This is a genomic window from Niallia sp. WK069_GA_01 (assembly GCF_983173855.1).
This window is the reverse complement of record NZ_OZ470138.1, coordinates 155218-176690: the sequence shown is the minus strand read 5'-3', so window position 1 is coordinate 176690 and position 21473 is coordinate 155218. Positions and strand designations below refer to the sequence as shown.

The 21473-nt window shown below is 38.9% G+C and carries 18 protein-coding genes, 3 tRNA genes, 3 rRNA genes, 1 other RNA gene and 1 other annotated feature (1 of these 26 running past the window's edge); of the genes, 20 read left to right on the top strand and 5 right to left on the bottom strand.

Translation table 11 applies throughout. The annotated features are described in order from the left end of the window. Positions 1–18 (top strand) — a binding site (T-box leader); it begins 208 nt to the left of the window's first position. A gap of 99 nt (positions 19–117) precedes the next feature. Together serS and AC5LWL_RS00970 are read left to right on the top strand one after the other, a co-directional pair. Then, a complete protein-coding gene (gene serS / locus AC5LWL_RS00975) occupies positions 118–1398 on the top strand; it encodes a serine--tRNA ligase (protein ID WP_493432610.1) in 1281 nt (426 codons plus the stop codon). Positions 1399–1513: 115 nt separating this feature from the next. Continuing rightward, positions 1514–1606 (top strand) — tRNA-Ser (locus AC5LWL_RS00970). 325 nt (positions 1607–1931) lie between these two features. Here AC5LWL_RS00970 and AC5LWL_RS00965 read toward each other — a convergent pair. From AC5LWL_RS00965 to AC5LWL_RS00950, 4 genes are all read right to left on the bottom strand, one after another. Beyond that, the gene (locus AC5LWL_RS00965) at positions 1932–2603 is read right to left on the bottom strand and encodes a deoxynucleoside kinase (protein ID WP_493432609.1); all 672 of its coding nucleotides are present in this window, start codon (positions 2601–2603) and stop codon (positions 1932–1934) included. A gap of 1 nt (position 2604) precedes the next feature. Then, positions 2605–3240 carry a deoxynucleoside kinase gene (locus AC5LWL_RS00960; RefSeq protein WP_493432608.1) on the bottom strand — a complete coding sequence of 212 codons (636 nt, stop codon included), beginning with the start codon at positions 3238–3240 and terminating at the stop codon, positions 2605–2607. Positions 3241–3604: 364 nt separating this feature from the next. Continuing rightward, positions 3605–4891 (bottom strand): glycosyl hydrolase family 18 protein, encoded by a 1287-nt coding sequence (locus AC5LWL_RS00955; RefSeq protein WP_493432607.1) that lies wholly within the window; start codon positions 4889–4891, stop codon positions 3605–3607. Positions 4892–4928: 37 nt separating this feature from the next. After that, positions 4929–5495 carry a cysteine hydrolase family protein gene (locus AC5LWL_RS00950; RefSeq protein ID WP_493432606.1) on the bottom strand — a complete coding sequence of 189 codons (567 nt, stop codon included), beginning with the start codon at positions 5493–5495 and terminating at the stop codon, positions 4929–4931. 120 nt (positions 5496–5615) lie between these two features. Here AC5LWL_RS00950 and tadA point away from each other — a divergent pair, with 120 nt between their 5' ends. From tadA to rrf, 12 genes are all read left to right on the top strand, one after another. Beyond that, on the top strand, positions 5616–6116 hold the full coding sequence (tadA, locus tag AC5LWL_RS00945; RefSeq protein ID WP_493432605.1) for a tRNA adenosine(34) deaminase TadA: 501 nt from the start codon (positions 5616–5618) through the stop codon (positions 6114–6116). Between the two features lie 91 nt (positions 6117–6207). Beyond that, an RNA gene (gene ffs, locus AC5LWL_RS00940) (signal recognition particle sRNA large type) lies at positions 6208–6472 on the top strand. 131 nt (positions 6473–6603) lie between these two features. Beyond that, complete coding sequence (gene dnaX, locus AC5LWL_RS00935; RefSeq protein ID WP_493432604.1) at positions 6604–8307, top strand: DNA polymerase III subunit gamma/tau; 1704 nt, start codon at positions 6604–6606, stop codon at positions 8305–8307. 85 nt (positions 8308–8392) lie between these two features. Further along, positions 8393–8713, top strand: coding sequence for a YbaB/EbfC family nucleoid-associated protein (locus AC5LWL_RS00930; RefSeq protein WP_493432603.1), 321 nt, complete (start codon positions 8393–8395; stop codon positions 8711–8713). 10 nt (positions 8714–8723) lie between these two features. Next, positions 8724–9320 (top strand): recombination mediator RecR, encoded by a 597-nt coding sequence (gene recR / locus AC5LWL_RS00925; protein WP_493432602.1) that lies wholly within the window; start codon positions 8724–8726, stop codon positions 9318–9320. Between the two features lie 19 nt (positions 9321–9339). Continuing rightward, complete coding sequence (locus AC5LWL_RS00920) at positions 9340–9555, top strand: YaaL family protein (RefSeq protein ID WP_493432601.1); 216 nt, start codon at positions 9340–9342, stop codon at positions 9553–9555. A gap of 82 nt (positions 9556–9637) precedes the next feature. Next, complete coding sequence (locus AC5LWL_RS00915; protein WP_493432600.1) at positions 9638–9901, top strand: pro-sigmaK processing inhibitor BofA family protein; 264 nt, start codon at positions 9638–9640, stop codon at positions 9899–9901. Positions 9902–10193: 292 nt separating this feature from the next. Beyond that, positions 10194–11744: ribosomal RNA gene (locus AC5LWL_RS00910) — 16S ribosomal RNA — on the top strand. Positions 11745–11871: 127 nt separating this feature from the next. After that, positions 11872–11948: transfer RNA gene (locus AC5LWL_RS00905), tRNA-Ile, on the top strand. 24 nt (positions 11949–11972) lie between these two features. Then, positions 11973–12048: transfer RNA gene (locus AC5LWL_RS00900), tRNA-Ala, on the top strand. A gap of 270 nt (positions 12049–12318) precedes the next feature. After that, a 23S ribosomal RNA gene (locus AC5LWL_RS00895) occupies positions 12319–15255 on the top strand. A 121-nt stretch (positions 15256–15376) separates the two neighbouring features. Then, a 5S ribosomal RNA gene (gene rrf, locus AC5LWL_RS00890) occupies positions 15377–15493 on the top strand. Together the 16S, 23S and 5S rRNA genes with 2 tRNA genes alongside form the textbook arrangement of a ribosomal RNA operon. A gap of 80 nt (positions 15494–15573) precedes the next feature. Here rrf and AC5LWL_RS00885 read toward each other — a convergent pair. Next, the gene (locus tag AC5LWL_RS00885; RefSeq protein WP_493432599.1) at positions 15574–15771 is read right to left on the bottom strand and encodes a sigma factor G inhibitor Gin; all 198 of its coding nucleotides are present in this window, start codon (positions 15769–15771) and stop codon (positions 15574–15576) included. A 752-nt stretch (positions 15772–16523) separates the two neighbouring features. Here AC5LWL_RS00885 and AC5LWL_RS00880 point away from each other — a divergent pair. From AC5LWL_RS00880 to AC5LWL_RS00855, 6 genes are all read left to right on the top strand, one after another. Further along, the gene (locus AC5LWL_RS00880; protein ID WP_493432598.1) at positions 16524–17969 is read left to right on the top strand and encodes an aminotransferase class I/II-fold pyridoxal phosphate-dependent enzyme; all 1446 of its coding nucleotides are present in this window, start codon (positions 16524–16526) and stop codon (positions 17967–17969) included. A gap of 27 nt (positions 17970–17996) precedes the next feature. Then, a complete protein-coding gene (gene tmk, locus AC5LWL_RS00875; protein ID WP_493432597.1) occupies positions 17997–18623 on the top strand; it encodes a dTMP kinase in 627 nt (208 codons plus the stop codon). Positions 18624–18798: 175 nt separating this feature from the next. Continuing rightward, on the top strand, positions 18799–19128 hold the full coding sequence (gene darA, locus AC5LWL_RS00870; protein ID WP_493432596.1) for a cyclic di-AMP receptor DarA: 330 nt from the start codon (positions 18799–18801) through the stop codon (positions 19126–19128). A 65-nt stretch (positions 19129–19193) separates the two neighbouring features. After that, a complete protein-coding gene (locus AC5LWL_RS00865) occupies positions 19194–19631 on the top strand; it encodes a YaaR family protein (RefSeq protein ID WP_493432595.1) in 438 nt (145 codons plus the stop codon). A 13-nt stretch (positions 19632–19644) separates the two neighbouring features. Continuing rightward, on the top strand, positions 19645–20652 hold the full coding sequence (holB, locus tag AC5LWL_RS00860) for a DNA polymerase III subunit delta' (RefSeq protein ID WP_493432594.1): 1008 nt from the start codon (positions 19645–19647) through the stop codon (positions 20650–20652). Then, positions 20645–21472: a PSP1 domain-containing protein gene (locus tag AC5LWL_RS00855; protein ID WP_493432593.1), complete on the top strand. Its 828-nt coding sequence runs from the start codon at positions 20645–20647 to the stop codon at positions 21470–21472. The genes holB and AC5LWL_RS00855 overlap by 8 nt, the downstream gene beginning before the upstream one ends. Position 21473: the final 1 nt, after the last annotated feature.

Below are 21473 nucleotides of genomic sequence, written 5' to 3'. Positions count from 1 at the left end.
GTAGCTCTCGTCCCTTTTAGGGATGGGAGCTTTTTGCATTTTTTTCTAAAAATACTATTTCCGATGTAGATAAAATTTGAATGTTTATTAGATTAAAGGTAAATAGGAGGCTAAAAGATGTTAGATATTAAATTTGTCCGAGCAAATTTTGAAATGGTAAAGCAACAATTACAACACAGGGGCGAAGATTTATCTGAGTTGGATAACTTTGAAGAATTAGATAAGAGAAGAAGAGAATTAATTGTTGAAACGGAACAACTGAAAAGTAGAAGAAATGAAGTTTCTCAACAAGTTGCAGTTTTAAAAAGAGAAAAGAAAGATGCAGAGGCTCTTATTGTAGAGATGAGAGAAGTAGGCGAAAAAATTAAGGGTTTTGATGATGAACTGCGTGTGGTAGAAGAGAAATTGCAAGCGATTATGTTAGGAATTCCAAATCTTCCGCATGAAAGTGTGCCTGTTGGAGATACAGAAGATGATAATGTTGAAATTAGAAAATGGGGAGAAATCCGTTCTTTTGCATTTGAACCTAAACCACACTGGGATGTTGCTACAACTTTAGATTTGCTCGATTTCGAGCGTGCTGCTAAAGTTACTGGCAGTAGATTTGTGTTCTATAAAGGCTTGGGAGCAAGATTGGAAAGAGCTCTTTTCAATTTTATGCTCGATCTTCATACAGAGGAACATGGATACCAAGAAATTATTCCTCCATTTTTGGTGAATAGAGCAAGTTTGACTGGGACAGGACAGCTTCCTAAATTTGAAGAAGATGCCTTTTTAATTGAAAAAGAAGATTACTTTTTAATCCCTACATCTGAGGTGCCTGTTACAAACTTATATCGTGATGAAATTTTAGATGGAGAGCAGCTTCCGCTTAAATATGCGGCATTCAGTGCCAATTTCCGTTCTGAAGCAGGTTCGGCAGGGAGAGATACAAGGGGATTAATAAGACAGCATCAATTTAATAAAGTTGAATTAGTTAAATTTGTAAAACCGGAAGACTCCTATGCAGAGCTGGAAACATTGACTGGAAATGCTGAAAAGGTGTTGCAGCTGTTAAAATTGCCATATCGTGTATTAAGTATGTGTACAGGAGATCTAGGTTTTACAGCTGCAAAAAAATATGATGTAGAGGTTTGGATCCCTAGCTATAATATGTACCGGGAGATTTCTTCTTGCAGTAACTTTGAGGCATTCCAAGCGAGACGTGCTAATATTCGCTTTCGTAGAGATCCAAAAGGGAAACCAGAACATGTTCATACATTAAACGGATCTGGTCTTGCGATTGGTCGTACAGTTGCAGCAATTTTAGAAAATTATCAGCAAGAAGATGGTAGTGTTATTATCCCAGAAGTTCTCCGTCCATATATGGGCAATAAAGAGGTTATTTCTTCCAAATAAGCAAAGTAGCATATTTTCCGATAAAAAGGGATTTTCTTTCCCTTTTTATCGTGAAAAAAATAAAATAAAATATTGACTTCTATTTTTGAAAATGATATATTATATCTTGTCTGATGGAGGAATACCCAAGTCCGGCTGAAGGGATCGGTCTTGAAAACCGACAGGCGGGTCAAACCGCGCGGGGGTTCGAATCCCCCTTCCTCCTCCATAATTTTTAAAATTAATATCGCGCATAAATATTGGAGATATAAGCTTGCTGCATTTGCAGTAAGCTTTTTTGTTGTTTACAGAATGATAAACGAAATAGACTGGTGGGGAACTTGGGGGTTTGTCTGCATCCAGGCTTCATCGGAGGACGTACTAGTGCTGTTGAAGGCATAAATAAGGTAAGGGCGCTGCCTTTAATCGGCCAGTGCCTAGAAGATCTTACGCTTGTGTTCGTATAGGAAAAAGATTCACTAAAAAAGGAAGGTGGTTGTCCGCCTTCCTTTTTATAAGGTAAGAAAGTATAAGTTTTCTTAGTTAGTTGATGTTTATGCCTTCTTTATATAATTTTTTTGATTGATAATATGTCCGACCTTTTTCAGAATTGGTTCAATAGCATTGCTGCCCGCCATCGCGTCATAATCGTTTATATTAAGGCGGAGGACCGGGCAGGAGGAAAAGGAATTAATCCATTTTTCATAACGGGTATGCATTTCTTGCCAATACTCAATTGGCGTATCTTTTTCCATTGTTCTTCCACGTTTCTCAATACGCTGCAGTATGTCCTCTAAAGAGCCTTCTAAATAAATTAATAAGTCAGGATGAGGGAAGTAAGGGGTCATTACCATAGCATCAAATAGGCTTGTATAGGTTTCATAATCGATTGCTGACATGGTGCCCTTTTCATAATGCATTTTTGCGAATATCCCTGTATCTTCATAAATGGAACGATCTTGAATAAATCCCCCTCCATACTCAAAAATCCTTTTTTGTTCTTTAAAACGTTCAGCGAGAAAATATATTTGAAGATGAAAGCTCCATCTGCTAAAATCATGATAAAATTTATCTAAATATGGATTTGTATCAACTTTTTCAAAAGATGTACGAAATTGAAGGGCTTCAGAGAGTGCATTTGTTAAGGTAGATTTACCAACACCTACAGTTCCGGCAATGGTGATGACAGCGTTGCTTGGAATATTATATTTACTGAGTAGATTCATGTTAATATGCTCCTAAATGTAAAGTTTGTAAGATAGTTTGAATGATTATTTTGAAATCTTGTTTGTTTTGAACAAAATCAAGGGTATCTCCGTTGAATGTTAGCACTGGAATGTTTGGGTTTTGTTTTCGGAAATTCTCTATAACAAGATCATAATCGGAGGAAAGTTGTTCTAAATATAGTGGGCTGATATTTTTTTCCATATCTCGATCCCTTCTTTTTATGCGTTCCATTATTGTATCCAGGCTGGCGTGTAAGTAAATAATAATATTTGGTTTTGGGAGATCTTCTGTTAAAATTTCATAAATGCGTATATACTTTGTAAGCTCTCTTTCTTGTAGAGATCGTTTCGCGAATATTAAATTTTTGAAAATATGATAATCTGCCACAACTGGTTTTTGTGCACTGAGGTAGTTTGTATTTATATCATTTAATTGTTTATAGCGATTGCATAAAAAAAACATTTCTGTTTGGAAGCTCCACTCATCAATGTTCTCATAAAACTTCCCTAAAAATGGATTCTCTTCGACTATTTCTTTTAGTAAATAGTAGTGGAAGTGTTCGGAAAGTAATTTTGCTAAAGATGTTTTGCCCACACCGATAGGTCCTTCTACTGTAATAAAAGGGATAGTTTTCATTGCTTGTCCCTCCTTCTTTTTAAAAAAATGCACAAGAGACATTTTACCATATGGATGTTTTTTAGGATATAATCTGTTTTTTTTTGATTGGTAATAAGTGAAGGCTACCCTGAGGTTGTGGTTCTCTCAAAAAGTTCGCAGCCGGAATACACTTCGCTTTCCTGCGGGCGAGCGACGAGCCTCCTCGCATACGCTGCGGGGTCTCGTCTTTCTCGCATTCCCGCGGGAGTCTTCGTGTGTTCCGGCTGCTTTCTGCTTATAAACTTAGAAAGCTGCTTCTTTTGTTTACTTTAAATTTATATGTAAGATAGTTGTTGGAATGAGTGTTTCTTTGAATAGGGGATTGGTGTGAAATCGTGTGACTTTAGGGCCTTTTTGTTACTTGGAAGTTATCAACAATTAATAGCCAGTTTTGTGGGAATGATAATCCTAATTTCCAATAGCTCATTCCTCGAATATTTAATTCTTTTATTAAATTAAATTTTGCTTGAATAGACCTTGCATCTTCAAACCATACTTCATGTAATTTGTTGTTGTTATCTGTGTACTTAAAGAAGGGTGCCTGTGCTTTTTGATCATAAAAAATCTGTACTTTGTTTTCGCTGGCCAATTGAATGGCAGCCTGTGGACTTAGTGCTTTAGCAGTGCTTCCTTCAACAAAGGGGAGTGTCCAATCATATCCATATAAATTTTGTCCCATTAATATTTTGGAAGAGGGAATTTCGGTTCGTGCATATTCCAAAACATCTCTAACGGGTCCAATTGGTGAAACAGCCATTGCTGGTCCTCCGCTATATCCCCATTCATAGGTCATAATGACAACAAAATCGACAATTTCCCCATGTGCTTTATAATCATGTGCTTCATACCAACGGCCTTTTTGCCCTGCACTTGTTTTTGGTGCAAGAGCAGTAGATAGCAACCACCCTTCTTTGGAGAAACGGGATTTTGCTTTTCTAAGGAAAGTGTTATAGTTTTCCTTATCTGCTGGTCTTAAATATTCAAAATCGAAATGAATATCTGTAAATCCATATTTTTTTGCTGTAGTAACAATATTATTTAAAAAGGTATTTTGAACGGCTTGATCATTTAATAGAATTCTACCTAATTCATCACTAAATTGATCATTTTCTTGGTTTGTAATCACCATCATTAGTATATTATTATTATTTTGTGCGATAGCGGGAAAATTATTTAATAAAGGTTCTTTCAGTGAGCCATTTCTAAGTGCTTGAAAACTAAATGGTGCTAAATAGGTTAAGTACGGCGCAGCCTCCCGTGCACTAGTTTCTAGAGCTGGAGCAACAGAATTCCCTCGAGGCTCTACATATGCGTTGAATTCTGCTGCTCTTTTTGGTCTCTGGGGTATATATAATCGCAGACCAATCTGTAAAGGCTGATTAATGGCTATTTTATTAATAGAGGCTAATTCTTGATAAGATAATTGAAACCTTTGAGAAATAGACCAAAGGTTATCACCAGGTTGCACCCAATAGAAGCTTCCAACTATTGGGATGACTAATGCTTGACCAACGACTAATTGATTGGTATTTGGAAGTTCATTTGCTTCCACAATATCGGCAGCTGTTGTGCCAAAGGCTTGAGCAATACCTGTTAATGTTTGATTACTTTGTACAACATGTATTTGCATTCTATTCCCTCCTGCTTTTAAAAGCGCTTAATACACTTTATGAAGGGAAAAGGGGAGACATGATAGTATTTTCCTGATAGGTGAATATTTTTGCATCCATCACGTTCTGCATCATTCTTATTGCATACGTATTATCTTGGTTATCTACTGAAGCAATACAGTTATCTGCGATAATCAAGGAATATTCTCGCATATATGCATCATTAGCTGTAAAAAGAACACAAATATTCCCGGCGATTCCAGTAAGTAAAAGTGTATCAACTTGAAGCTGCTGTAATAGGGTATGAAGTGCTGTTCCATAAAACGCAGAATGTTTTGGCTTAATTAAAAAATAATCTTGATCTGATGGTTTTATTTTATCGAGAATTTCATCATTTTTATCATTAAGGCAAAAGGAGATTATTTTATCTAAATCTGCTTTCCATAAGTTATAATGATCATTAATATAAATAACGGGCATGTTTTCTTTTATGCATAATTGTTTCAAAGAGTAGATATTTGCTGCGATTTCTTTTGTTTTCATCGCTAAAGTATCTCCGTTAGAAAAGTTAAAATCATTAATTATATCTATAATAAGTAGCGCTGTATGGTTAGATTTTTTCATAGGTACCCCGCATTTGTTATTTATAGGTGTTTTTATTAATCCCTTTATAGTTTGGTTAATATTCTGTAAAAAATAAGTAAAATATTATACATAAATTTAATTACTTAAGGTGTGTTGTATATGAATAAGGAAGAAGAACATTCTTTTTACATGACGCTGGCAATTAAGGAAGCGAAGAAGGCGGCAGCTATTAATGAGGTGCCTATTGGAGCAGTGATTGTACAAGGTGGAAAAATTCTAGCTGCTGCGCATAATTTAAGGGAAACAGAGCAGTCGGCAGTTGCGCATGCAGAATTAATAGCAATTGAGAAAGCTTGCAAAAAGGCAGGGACTTGGAGATTAGAAGATGCTGTATTATATGTAACCCTTGAACCATGTGCGATGTGCTCTGGAGCAATTATTCTTTCTAGAATTGCTAAAGTAGTTTATGGTGCGGTAGATCCTAAAGGAGGATGTGCAGGCACGTTTATGAATTTATTGCAGGATAATCGGTTTAATCACCAGAGTGAAGTTATTTCAGGGATACTTGCAGATGAATGCGGACAATTGCTTTCTGATTTTTTTAGAGAATTGCGATCTCGTAAGAAGGAAGAGAAGAAGAGGAAAAGTTTATTACAATAATTAACAAGTGATAAATATTGCAATTTTGTCCTATTATCAGTATACTTATAAATGTGTCTTACAAGACACCTTACTATTGGTATCAATTTTGTCGTGCTAAGCGGGGAGGTAGCGGTGCCCTGTACTCGCAATCCGCTCTAGCGAGGCTGAATTCCTTTCTGAGGCTCGTATCCTGTAGGGTCTGCCTTAAGCAAGTAGTGTTGACGTCCGGGTCCTGCGCAATGGGAATCCATGAACCATGTCAGGTCCGGAAGGAAGCAGCATTAAGTGGACACCCCCATGTGCCGCAGGGTTACCTGGACCGAGCTAACTACTTAAGTAACGCTTATGGGTGCTAGTCGATGAAAGGTGCACGGCAGTTATAATTTACATATTTAACTCATCCTAATTTAAGGGATGAGTTTTTTGTATATGGTTGCAGTATATATGTAAAAACAACTGTAGATAAGCTATAATAATCATGGGAATAATGAATGGGGGCGAATCAATGAATTATCAAGCATTATATAGAGTTTGGCGACCACAGCAGTTCATAGATGTGGTAGGTCAGGAACATATAACCAAAACATTGCAAAATGCCCTTCTTCAACAAAAAATATCACACGCCTATCTTTTTTCTGGACCAAGAGGGACAGGAAAGACAAGTGCTGCAAAAATATTAGCAAAAGCAGTGAACTGTGAGAATGCTCCAATTGGAGAACCTTGCAATGAATGTGCAGCTTGTAAAGGTATTACAGATGGTTCAATTCCAGATGTAATCGAGATAGATGCAGCATCCAATAATGGTGTTGAAGAAATAAGGGACATTAGAGACAAAGTAAAATATGCTCCAAGTTCTGTTCCTTATAAAGTTTATATAATAGATGAAGTGCATATGCTTTCAATAGGGGCCTTTAATGCACTGCTAAAAACTTTAGAAGAACCCCCTAAACATGTTATCTTTATATTAGCCACTACGGAACCTCATAAAATCCCTTTAACGATTATATCAAGATGTCAGCGATTTGATTTCAGAAGAATTACTGCTCAATCTATAGTGAATAGAATGAGCATCATTGTTCAAGAGTCAGGTATTTCTTGTGAAGAAAAAGCATTGCAAATGATTGCGAGGGCTGCTGATGGGGGAATGCGTGATGCGCTTAGCTTGTTAGACCAGGCGATTTCTTACAGCGAGGATTCTGTAACAGTTGATGATGCATTGACGGTAACAGGAGCAGTTTCTCAAGGATTTTTGAATACATTAGCAAAAGCAATCTTTGAAAAAAATACAATAAGTGGGTTACAATCTTTAGAAGAGCTGTTGCTTGCTGGTAAAGATCCTAGTCGATTCATTGAAGACTTCATTTTCTTTTATCGGGATATGCTATTGTATAAAACGGCGCCAAATTTGGAAGAGTCATTAGAAAGGGTCCTTCTTGATGATGAATTTAAAGGTTTAACAGAAGAATATGTTCAAGAGCATATATACGAGATAATAAATCTTTTAAATAAAACACAACAAGATATGCGCTGGACCAATCATCCAAGAATCTTTCTAGAAGTAGCGATCGTAAAACTATGCCAATTAGAAGGACCTCGAAATTCTAAAGTAACTGCTTCATTACCTGAGCTTCAAAGCTTGATAGCAAAAATAGATTCTCTTGAAGGAGAACTTGCCAGTTTAAAGCAGAATGGTGTGAGTGCTAGGACAGAAGATCCGGCTCCTCAAAAGAAAATAAGAACGAATCGAAAAGGATTTCAAGCACCAACTGGAAAAATTAACGAAATACTAAAAACGGCGACAAAACCTGAGTTGCAGAAGATTAAAAGCAACTGGGGAGATATGCTTAATAAACTTGTGCAGAATCAAATGCGCTCACAAGCAGCATTATTAAATGAAGCAGAACCAGTAGCTGCATCAGACGATTCTATCATCATTAAATTTAAATATGAAATTCACTGTCAAATGGCATTGGATAATGGTAAATTTATAGAGACAATTACAACTTCACTTTATCAGTTAGTAGGAAAACGATATAAGCTAGTAGGGGTTCCGGAAGATCAATGGCTAAAGATAAGGGAAGATTTCTTAAGCAGTCCTCATCACCTTCATTCATCTGAAGGAGAAAACACAGAAATGCAAAAAGAGGATCCGCTTGTAGAAGAAGCGATAAAATTATTTGGTGAAGAATTATTAGAAGTAAAAGACTAAGCAGGGCAGAACACTTTGCTACCATGTGATAGGGATAATAGCATCTAATAATTGAATATAAAATGTATTAATGGAGGGTATAAATATGCGTGGAATGGGTAATATGCAAAACATGATGAAACAAATGCAAAAAATGCAGAAAAAAATGGCTGAGGCTCAAGAAGAGCTAGGTGAGAAAAAAATTGAAGGTACTGCTGGCGGTGGAATGGTTACAGTTGTAGTTACTGGACATAAAGAAATTGTTGAAGTGAAAATTAAGGAAGAAGTTGTAGATCCAGAAGATGTGGAAATGCTCCAAGATCTTGTACTTGCTGCTACAAATGATGCGTTGAAAAAAGCAGAAGAGCTTACAAATTCAACTATGGGACAATTCACTAAAGGGATGAATCTTCCAGGAATGTTCTAGGAGGGAGACTATGCATTATCCTGAACCAATATCGAAGCTGATTGACAGCTTTATGAAATTGCCAGGCATCGGCCCTAAAACGGCTGCAAGACTGGCTTTTTTTGTACTAAATATGAAAGAGGATACTGTTCTAGACTTTGCGAAAGCATTAGTAAATGCTAAAAGGAATTTGAGCTATTGTTCTGTCTGTGGTCATATAACAGATCAAGATCCTTGTTATATTTGTGAAGATAAAAGAAGAGATAGAAAAATTATTTGTGTTGTGCAAGATCCTAAAGATGTAATTGCGATGGAGAAGATGAAGGAGTATGACGGTCTATATCATGTTTTACACGGTGCGATTTCACCAATGGATGGAATAGGTCCTGAAGACATAAATGTGCCGACATTGATTAAAAGGCTGCAAGAAGATGAAGTAGAAGAAGTAATCATGGCAACTAACCCTAATATAGAAGGAGAAGCTACCGCGATGTATATTTCAAGGCTTTTAAAACCTTCAGGCATTAAAATAACAAGAATTGCACACGGATTGCCAGTTGGCGGAGATTTAGAATACGCGGATGAAGTAACTCTCTCAAAGGCGTTAGAAGGAAGAAGAGAAGTATAATGTTGGGGGATTATCAGAGATGTTTTTTCGCCGAAAAGGAAAATTAAGAAAAGAATTCGATGAAAAATTAATAATTCAATTTAAACATTTAAAACAGGAGTATTTAAATGAAAAAGCTTTGTTAGATAAAAGTTTTGATCCTTCTGATGAGGTACTCTGTGCGGCAAGATTAACAGAAGCAAAATATTTTTTTCTATTTAAAGAAGCAAAAGAAAGAAATGTCACCTTGAGATAATTAGTTGATCCTCCTTAGTTCTACTATATGATTTTTCCACATATCTATTAGTACAAGTAGTTTTAGGGAGGATGAGTTGATTTTGAGCCCTGTTATTATTGTCTCCGTTGTTACTGGACTTATAATTCTTCTACTGGTTGTTGGAACACCTATTAAACCGTTGCGTATTATAGGACAAGGGATTATAAAAATTATCATCGGTGCATTATTTTTATTTTTTCTAAACGCATTCGGGAATAAGTATGGTATTCATATCCCTATTAATTTCGCAACATCATCAGTATCTGGATTATTGGGGATTCCAGGTGTACTTGCTCTTGTAGCTGTGCAGAAGTATATATTATGAATCAACTAATTATTTTAGTTGATTTTTTTTATTTAATATTGTTGACTTTATAAATATAAGCTGATAGTATATTAGGAGTCGCAACAAGGTTGTGAAAAAATAAATTAAAAATAACATTTGACATATGAAGTATCAAATGTTATTATATAAAAGTTGCTTCTGACAGAAGTAATGAAATTGCTCTTTGAAAACTGAACAAACAAAACGTCAACAATAAACGTTTATAACTAAGTTATAAACTAAAACAAGTAACAAAAAAGCTAGAGTTTAGCTTCGGAGCTAATCTTACTCTTATATGGAGAGTTTGATCCTGGCTCAGGACGAACGCTGGCGGCGTGCCTAATACATGCAAGTCGAGCGGACTTAAAAAGCTTGCTTTTTAAGTTAGCGGCGGACGGGTGAGTAACACGTGGGCAACCTGCCTGTAAGACTGGGATAACTTCGGGAAACCGGAGCTAATACCGGATAATCCTTTTCTACTCATGTAGGAAAGCTGAAAGACGGTTTACGCTGTCACTTACAGATGGGCCCGCGGCGCATTAGCTAGTTGGTGAGGTAACGGCTCACCAAGGCAACGATGCGTAGCCGACCTGAGAGGGTGATCGGCCACACTGGGACTGAGACACGGCCCAGACTCCTACGGGAGGCAGCAGTAGGGAATCTTCCGCAATGGACGAAAGTCTGACGGAGCAACGCCGCGTGAGTGATGAAGGTTTTCGGATCGTAAAACTCTGTTGTTAGGGAAGAACAAGTAGGAGAGTAACTGCTCGTACCTTGACGGTACCTAACCAGAAAGCCACGGCTAACTACGTGCCAGCAGCCGCGGTAATACGTAGGTGGCAAGCGTTGTCCGGAATTATTGGGCGTAAAGCGCGCGCAGGCGGTCCTTTAAGTCTGATGTGAAAGCCCACGGCTCAACCGTGGAGGGTCATTGGAAACTGGGGGACTTGAGTGCAGAAGAGAAGAGTGGAATTCCACGTGTAGCGGTGAAATGCGTAGAGATGTGGAGGAACACCAGTGGCGAAGGCGACTCTTTGGTCTGTAACTGACGCTGAGGCGCGAAAGCGTGGGGAGCAAACAGGATTAGATACCCTGGTAGTCCACGCCGTAAACGATGAGTGCTAAGTGTTAGAGGGTTTCCGCCCTTTAGTGCTGCAGCAAACGCATTAAGCACTCCGCCTGGGGAGTACGGCCGCAAGGCTGAAACTCAAAGGAATTGACGGGGGCCCGCACAAGCGGTGGAGCATGTGGTTTAATTCGAAGCAACGCGAAGAACCTTACCAGGTCTTGACATCCTCTGACACTCCTAGAGATAGGACGTTCCCCTTCGGGGGACAGAGTGACAGGTGGTGCATGGTTGTCGTCAGCTCGTGTCGTGAGATGTTGGGTTAAGTCCCGCAACGAGCGCAACCCTTGATCTTAGTTGCCAGCATTTAGTTGGGCACTCTAAGGTGACTGCCGGTGACAAACCGGAGGAAGGTGGGGATGACGTCAAATCATCATGCCCCTTATGACCTGGGCTACACACGTGCTACAATGGATGGTACAAAGGGCAGCAAAACCGCGAGGTCAAGCCAATCCCATAAAACCATTCTCAGTTCGGATTGTAGGCTGCAACTCGCCTACATGAAGCTGGAATCGCTAGTAATCGCGGATCAGCATGCCGCGGTGAATACGTTCCCGGGCCTTGTACACACCGCCCGTCACACCACGAGAGTTTGTAACACCCGAAGTCGGTGGGGTAACACTTTATGTGAGCCAGCCGCCTAAGGTGGGATAGATGATTGGGGTGAAGTCGTAACAAGGTAGCCGTATCGGAAGGTGCGGCTGGATCACCTCCTTTCTAAGGAAAATGGAATTTACATTCCATCACAGATTGTTGACGAGTTTGTTGTTCAGTTTTGAGGGAGCAATTCCTCAAAAACAAAGATTTCTCTTTGTTTAAAATAATAGGGTAACCTGAAATTGATGGGCCTATAGCTCAGCTGGTTAGAGCGCACGCCTGATAAGCGTGAGGTCGATGGTTCGAGTCCATTTAGGCCCACCATACTTTAATAATCAACTCTTTTGAGGGGCCTTAGCTCAGCTGGGAGAGCGCCTGCCTTGCACGCAGGAGGTCAGCGGTTCGATCCCGCTAGGCTCCACCAAACGAATTTATCGTTTATTTTTTTGTTCTTTGAAAACTAAATCATATTTATGAAGAAACCAAGAAAAACCGAGTAATCGCCATCTTAGATTCTCTATTTATAGTAGATAGTAGTCAAATACCATCTACCAAATAGCAGAAAACATGAGGGTGAAGAGAAACGAACAGGTCGAGGAAGCGCCAGAGCGAGCACCAGAACGTACTTTGTACGTGAGGAGCAGAGCGAAGAAGCTGACGAAGAGATGTGAAGTTTATCTTTAGCCGAAACCAAAGTTAAGTTAGAAAGGGCGCACGGTGAATGCCTTGGCACTAGGAGCCGATGAAGGACGGGACTAACACCGATATGCTTCGGGGAGCTGTAAGTAAGCTTTGATCCGGAGATTTCCGAATGGGGAAACCCTCTATCCGTAATGGGATAGAATCTTTACCTGAATACATAGGGTACTGAAGGCAGACCCGGGGAACTGAAACATCTAAGTACCCGGAGGAAGAGAAAGCAAACGCGATTCCCTGAGTAGCGGCGAGCGAAACGGGATTAGCCCAAACCAAGAGGCTTGCCTCTTGGGGTTGTAGGACACTCAACATGGAGTTACAAAGGAACGGGGTAGATGAATAGGTTTGGAAAGGCCAGTCATAGAAGGTAAAAACCCTGTAGTTGAAACTTCGTTCCCTCCTGAGTGGATCCTGAGTACGGCGGGACACGAGAAATCCCGTCGGAAGCAGGGAGGACCATCTCCCAAGGCTAAATACTCCCTAGTGACCGATAGTGAACCAGTACCGTGAGGGAAAGGTGAAAAGCACCCCGGAAGGGGAGTGAAATAGATCCTGAAACCGTGTGCCTACAAGTAGTTAGAGCCCATTAATGGGTGATAGCGTGCCTTTTGTAGAATGAACCGGCGAGTTACGATTACATGCGAGGTTAAGTTGAGAAGACGGAGCCGCAGCGAAAGCGAGTCTGAATAGGGCGAATAAGTATGTGGTCGTAGACCCGAAACCAGGTGATCTACCCATGTCCAGGGTGAAGTCCAGGTAACACTGGATGGAGGCCCGAACCCACGCACGTTGAAAAGTGCGGGGATGAGGTGTGGGTAGCGGAGAAATTCCAATCGAACTTGGAGATAGCTGGTTCTCTCCGAAATAGCTTTAGGGCTAGCCTCAAGGTAAGAGTATTGGAGGTAGAGCACTGTTTGGACTAGGGGCCCCCATCGGGTTACCGAATTCAGACAAACTCCGAATGCCAAATACTTATCCTTGGGAGTCAGACTGCGAGTGATAAGATCCGTAGTCAAGAGGGAAACAGCCCAGACCACCAGCTAAGGTCCCAAAGTATACGTTAAGTGGAAAAGGATGTGGAGTTGCTTAGACAACCAGGATGTTGGCTTAGAAGCAGCCACCATTTAAAGAGTGCGTAATAGCTCACTGGTCGAGTGACTCTGCGCCGAAAATGTACCGGGGCTAAACGTATCACCGAAGCTGTGGATTGACATCAATAGATGTCAGTGGTAGGAGAGCGTTCTAAGTGCGTTGAAGCTAGACCGTAAGGACTGGTGGAGCGCTTAGAAGTGAGAATGCCGGTATGAGTAGCGAAAGATGAGTGAGAATCTCATCCACCGAATGCCTAAGGTTTCCTGAGGAAGGCTCGTCCACTCAGGGTTAGTCGGGACCTAAGCCGAGGCTGAAGAGCGTAGGCGATGGACAACAGGTTGATATTCCTGTACCACCTTATGAACCGTTTGAGTAATGGGGGGACGCAGGAGGATAGGGTAAGCGTGCTGTTGGATTAGCACGTCCAAGCAGTTAGGCTGGTAATGAGGAAAATCCCGTTACCATAAAGGCTGAGCTGTGACGGCGAGGGAAATATAGTACCGAAGTTCCTGATTCCACACTGCCAAGAAAAGCCTCTAGCGAGGTTCAAGGTGCCCGTACCGCAAACCGACACAGGTAGGCGAGGAGAGAATCCTAAGGTGAGCGAGAGAACTCTCGTTAAGGAACTCGGCAAAATGACCCCGTAACTTCGGGAGAAGGGGTGCTCTTTTGGGTGTTAAAGCCCGAGAGAGCCGCAGTGAATAGGCCCAGGCGACTGTTTAGCAAAAACACAGGTCTCTGCGAAGCCGTAAGGCGAAGTATAGGGGCTGACACCTGCCCGGTGCTGGAAGGTTAAGAGGAGGGGTTAGCAGCAATGCGAAGCTCTGAATTGAAGCCCCAGTAAACGGCGGCCGTAACTATAACGGTCCTAAGGTAGCGAAATTCCTTGTCGGGTAAGTTCCGACCCGCACGAAAGGTGTAACGATCTGGGCACTGTCTCAACGAGAGACTCGGTGAAATTATAGTACCTGTGAAGATGCAGGTTACCCGCGACAGGACGGAAAGACCCCGTGGAGCTTTACTGTAGCCTGATATTGAATTTTGGTACAGCTTGTACAGGATAGGTAGGAGCCTTGGAAGCCGGAGCGCTAGCTTCGGTGGAGGCATTGGTGGGATACTACCCTGGCTGTATTGACATTCTAACCCGCACCCCTTATCGGGGTGGGAGACAGTGTCAGGTGGGCAGTTTGACTGGGGCGGTCGCCTCCTAAAAAGTAACGGAGGCGCCCAAAGGTTCCCTCAGAATGGTTGGAAATCATTCGTAGAGTGTAAAGGCACAAGGGAGCTTGACTGCGAGACCTACAAGTCGAGCAGGGACGAAAGTCGGGCTTAGTGATCCGGTGGTTCCGCATGGAAGGGCCATCGCTCAACGGATAAAAGCTACCCCGGGGATAACAGGCTTATCTCCCCCAAGAGTCCACATCGACGGGGAGGTTTGGCACCTCGATGTCGGCTCATCGCATCCTGGGGCTGTAGTCGGTCCCAAGGGTTGGGCTGTTCGCCCATTAAAGCGGTACGCGAGCTGGGTTCAGAACGTCGTGAGACAGTTCGGTCCCTATCCGTCGTGGGCGTAGGAAATTTGAGAGGAGCTGTCCTTAGTACGAGAGGACCGGGATGGACGCACCGCTGGTGTACCAGTTGTCTTGCCAAAGGCATAGCTGGGTAGCTATGTGCGGAAGGGATAAGTGCTGAAAGCATCTAAGCATGAAGCCCCCCTCGAGATGAGATTTCCCATAGCGCAAGCTAGTAAGATCCCTGAAAGATGATCAGGTTGATAGGTTTGAGGTGGAAGCATGGCGACATGTGGAGCTGACAAATACTAATAGATCGAGGACTTAACTAAAAATGAAAAGTGAAAACGTCTGTATATCAGCGTTGTAACTGGACATAAATGATTATTCGATTTCTTATTTCTTCATAAATGATTTAGTTTTGAGAGAACAAAACTCTTAAAAATAGAATAGTCTGGTGGCGATAGCGAGAAGGTCACACCCGTTCCCATACCGAACACGGAAGTTAAGCTTCTCAGCGCCGATGGTAGTTGGGGGCTCTCCCCCTGTGAGAGTAGGACGTCGCCAGGCAAAATGAAAAGCATCTAAATTTAATTTAGATGCTTTTTTTATATAAAAAATTTATTGATAAAAAAATTTTTATTCTATTATTAGCTAATACGTATTTCTTTTAATCGATTGATGTAAAAGGAGTAGTTCATATCACTTGTTTTTGTATGAACGATAGCCTGCTCGCAATCAGAACAAATAAAAGATAGATATAGATGTATCCCCCTTGATTTATAGCTTTCACAAACTAAACATTTTTCCCCAACTGGTTTTTGCTCTTTTAGTAAAGATAAATTCATGAACTCCACCTCCATATTTTCATTTTATCCAAGTGAATGCACCTGTATACAATATTCAGATAATTACAGAAGGCTATTTTTTAATAAGAAGATTTTTTCAGAATTGTTGTCTTTTGTAGAAAAACAAAGAAGAATACTTAGCAGACACCATGCGATTCTAAAAGAAACAATTTATACAAAACATTCTTAAATATTGATAATGACTACAGTGTTTGATTCTGTTCAACAAAAAGGAGCAGGGAAGACGGTAGTTAAATCAATAGCAGTCTAGAGATTAATTTAGGTTTAGTTAAGTTACAATATTTCTCCTATGTTATAATAAGAACGGATGTTCCTTGTCAGGTTGTTTAAAAAGTCCGGTTAAAATGACACATCGAATTTCTTTGTTGGTTTGCTTTTCCGCTTCTCAACGTATAACTTAGAGGTTCTTCCACTAAAAACGCACACGTCCTGTGAGCAACGTGGAAGTCATCAGATCCTGTGAAAGGGTGATGCTCAGGAGCAAACCGTCTCGAGCTTCTCGGTCCTTTTTATCCTCCCTTTTGAACACGCACTTATACAAATAAAATAATATCTTCCATAAATCTTATAAACGGATGACCGTTTCTCTATTGTAATGAAAAAAAGGGAACGTAGGAATCATTTGAATGATAATAAGGTGCTGCTGGAAAAGATATAGATTTCCATTACAGCTTGTTTCATATGATACAAGTGATAAACATATAGTAAGTCATAAATAAGAAAAGGTGAAAATGGTGCAAAAAGATACACCCTTATATACGAAACTAGTTGACTTTCAACAGAAGCGAAATATTTCATTTCATGTCCCTGGACATAAGAATGGTCTGTTGTTAAGTAAACATAAACAAAAATGGGAGGAGAATATATTTGGTTATGATCTGACAGAATTATCAGGATTAGATGATCTTCATGCTCCTACTGAGGTAATTTTACATGCTGAAAAATTATTGGCACAGCTATATAAAGTGAAAAGTAGTTATTTTTTAGTAAATGGATCAACAGTCGGGAATTTAGCGATGATATTAGCTTCAGTTCAAGCAGGTGAGGGGGTATTTATACAACGGAATAGTCATAAATCTATTATGAACGGGATTAGCTTAGTTAAGGCAAAGCCTGTTCTGTTAAGCCCGGAATATAATTCAGAATGGGGAGTGGAAGAGGCTATCTCCGTGAGAACGTTAAAAAAGGCAATTCAATTGTATCCCCTTATAAAGGTATTAATCATCACTTCCCCTAATTACTACGGAAAGGTAGGGGATTTAAAGGGGATTATTAAGTTAGCACATAAACATGATATAAAGGTATTAGTGGATGAGGCCCATGGTGCTCATTTTATTGCTTCCGATTATTTTCCACAATCGGCTGTAGAATGGGGGGCGGATATTGTTATACAGTCAGCTCATAAAACATTGCCTGCTTTAACAATGGGAGCCTATTTACATTTTAATAGTAATAAGATTCAGCAAGAGATGGTTGAGCGTTATTTGGCCATGCTTCAATCAAGCAGTCCATCTTATCTGATTATGGCATCATTAGATGTGGCAAGAAGTTATATAGGAACATTTAATGAGGAAGATGGAGAATATTTAATAAAAAAAATTAATGAGTTTCGGGATGAACTTTCTAAAATAAATTCTATAAGAGTGCTATCTTATAAAGATGGAATGGGAGATCCCTTGAAAATTACAATTCAGTCTGCATATGGATTAAGCGGATTTGAACTTCAGAAATTATTAGAAGGAGAAGGAATTTATACAGAATTGGCAGATACTTTAAATGTATTATTTATCTTTCCATTACTTAAAAAGGACATAGAATATCCTTTACAACAGGCATTAGTAAAAATAAAACAAGCATTACAACCAACTGTTTCTAAAAAACAAGATTTGATAGAACAAGGATTGGCTATAAATCTGGAGCCTAATATAGTAGAATTAAAACTTGGTGAAGAAGAGCAATTAGGACGGGGAAAAAAGCAGATTGGTTTAGATAAATCTATCCATTATATTAGTGCAGAGACCATTGTTCCTTATCCACCAGGTATTCCTTTATTATTGTCTGGTGAAGAAATAACTTCTGATCATATTAAGCAGTTGCAAAATTTAGTGAAAAGTGGTGCAAAGTTTCAAGGAAGCTCCACTATTTATAATTATAAAATTACAGTATTTACAGAATAACGAAGTGTTTAGTAGGAGGATTAACTCATGGCAGAAGGACTTTTTATTACAATGGAGGGACCAGAGGGAGCTGGAAAAACGACGATCTTAGAAATGTTAGTAGAATATTATACGAAAAAAGGCGTAAAGATAGTAAAAACACGAGAACCTGGCGGAATAAGAATTGCTGAAAAAATCAGAAGCATCATTCTAGATCCTGATCACACGGAAATGGATGCAAGAACGGAAGCATTATTATACGCTTCTGCTAGAAGACAGCATTTAGCAGAGAAAGTAATTCCTGCATTAAAAGAAGGGAATATCGTTTTATGTGATCGCTTCATTGATAGTTCTCTTGCTTACCAAGGATATGCAAGAGGATTAGGAATTGATGAAGTTTGGAAAATAAATGAATTTGCAATAAATGGACTGATGCCAGATGCAACGCTTTATTTTGATTTAGACCCAAAGGTAGGGCTAGCAAGAATTAATACAACAGAAAACAGAGAAATCAATCGTTTAGATATGGAAAAACTAGATTTTCATGAACGTGTTCAAAAAGGGTATTATCAGGTAATAGAGAAATTTCCTAATAGAATTAATAAAATAGATGCCTCTCAGTCAGTGGAAAAAGTTTTTCAGCAAGCAGAAAAAATTATAAGCAAACTTTTATGATTCCTTCTTTTTATTAAGAATAGGAAAAAAATGCAGTTAAATAGATAGAAGAACGATCGAATCTCTTTATTTTCAAAGACTTCAATTTATCCATAATACATGTTTCTTATAGAATTTATTGATATAATAGAAAGAAGCTATTTATTCGGAAAATATAAAATAAAGGATGATATAAATGAAGTTAATTTTAACTGTTATTCAAGATAAAGATAGTAATAAGCTGTTAAACGCACTTGTTGAACATAATTTCAGAGCAACGAAATTAGCAAGTACTGGCGGTTTTTTGAAATCTGGGAATACAACGTTTATGATAGGTACGGAAGACATTCGCGTTGAAAAATGCATGCAGATTATAAAAGAAAATTGTCAATCACGAGATCAACTAGTAGCACCAGTTTCCCCAATGGGTGGTAATGCTGATTCTTATGTTCCATATCCAGTGGAAGTAGAGGTTGGAGGAGCAACTGTTTTTGTTCTGCCAGTTGAACAATTCAAACAATTTTAAACACAGTTGGCTGATTTTATAATTAAATTATCGATTTGGCCAATACTTCTTATCGGGGGAAGTAAATGAAAATCAATAAAGATATTCGAATTACAGCAGAGGGTACAAAACAAGATATAAAGAATGAGCAAACTGGAGCAAAGTTTCAAGAGCTTGTTATGAAACAAAATCAGAAGCTGCAGACTGGCCAATTAAGTACATTAATTAAAAATATAGATGATGCGGGAAAAAGATTAGGCAGATCTCAAACGCTTAAGGAATTAACAAAATTCAAATCTCTCGTCAAAAAATTTGTTAAAGAAGCAGTTGGTTATGGTCTAGAATTGAAAAAAGATCAATCATGGAATCAATTTGGACAAGGAAAAGATTTAAATATTGTGCAGGTTATTGATGAAAAATTGATTGAACTAACTGAGGAAGTTATGAATAAGGAAAAAAGCAGTTTAACGATCCTTAACAAAATTGGAGAAATTAAGGGGATGTTAATTAATTTATATACGTAAGTGAGTGATTTTGTTGACAAGAACATGGGAGCAGCTTGAAGAGTCACAGCCCATTGTATTAAAAATGCTAAAAAACAGCTTAATTAAGAAGCGACTTGCACATGCTTATCTTTTTGAAGGAATGAAAGGAACTAGCAAAAAAGATAGTAGTATCCTTTTAGCGAAAAGTGTTTTATGTGAGAATTTATTAGATAAATATGTTCCATGTGAAACATGTTCTAATTGCAAAAGAATTACTAATGGAAATCATCCAGATGTTCATATGGTCGAACCAGATGGGTTATCCATAAAAAAGCATCAAATTCAAACGTTGCAAGAGGAGTTTTCCAAAACGGGCGTAGAATCAAAGAAGAAGTTGTATATTATAAGTCATGCAGACAAAATGACAACAAATGCAGCAAATAGCTTATTAAAGTTTTTAGAAGAACCAAATGCAGAAACAACAGCTATTTTATTAACAGAACAAATACAACAAATTATTCCAACTATCTTGTCAAGATGCCAAATCTTATCTTTTACTCCTTTGTCTCCTTCGAAATTGGTAGATCAGCTTATTATGAAAGGCATAAAAATGAATGATGCTCCAAAACTTGCCCAACTTACCAATAATTACGAAGAGGCATTGCTTCTAAGTTCTGATGAATGGTTTGTACAAGCGCAAAAAATAGTGGTAAAATTATATGAGACTCTTAAAGAAAATTCTTTAGAGGCATTAGTAGCTCTTCAACGAGATTGGTTTTTGCATTTTAAAGAAAAGGACCAGTATGATAGAGGGTTAGATTTATTATTGCTGCTATACAAGGATTTATTATATATACAGCTTGGCAAGCATGAACAAATTGTTCATATAAACGAAAAAGAACTTTTAGAGACTGCTGCTCTAAGGCTTTCTAATCATCGTTTAACAGAACAAATATCAGCTATTTTTGAAGCAAAGCGTAAGCTGCAGGGTAATATGAATCCACTGTTATTGATGGAGCAGCTTGTGCTAAAGCTGCAGGAGGGATCTTCAGTTGTATGATGTTGTAGGAATCCGCTTTAAAAAAGCTGGAAAAATATATTATTTTGATCCGAATGATATAATCATTCAAAAAGGTGACTTTGTTATAGTAGAAACAGTTCGCGGAGTAGAATATGGAAAGGTAGTTATTGCTCCAAAGAAGGTGGAAGAACATGATGTGGTGTTACCTCTTAAGAAGGTATTAAGGATTGCTGATCCAAAAGACCAAATGATTGTTGAGGAGAATAGAAGTGCAGCAAAAGAAGCATATGAAGTTTGTTGTGAAAAAGTAAATCTTCATCATTTGGATATGAAGTTAGTTGATGTAGAATATACATTTGATCGGAATAAAGTGATTTTTTATTTTACTGCAGACGGACGTGTGGATTTTCGTGAATTAGTGAAAGATTTAGCTGCCATTTTTAGAACAAGAATAGAGTTGCGGCAAATAGGTGTTCGAGATGAGGCGAAAATGCTAGGTGGAATTGGACCTTGTGGGAGAATGCTTTGTTGTTCAACCTTTTTAGGAGATTTTGAGCCGGTTTCAATAAAGATGGCAAAAGACCAAAATCTTTCTTTAAATCCTACTAAAATTTCTGGTTTATGTGGCAGATTAATGTGTTGTCTTAAGTATGAAAATGATGAATACGAATCTGCTAAAGAGCAATTGCCAGACTTGGGCGAGTGGATAAATACTCCTCAAGGTAAAGGAAAAGTAGTAGGGTTAAATATTTTAGAACGTTTACTCCAAGTGGAAATTTCTGAACAAGAACGAGTGCTTGAATATACATTGGAAGAAATACTGCAAGAAGATGCTGTTTCAGTTCAATCCACAGATTAAT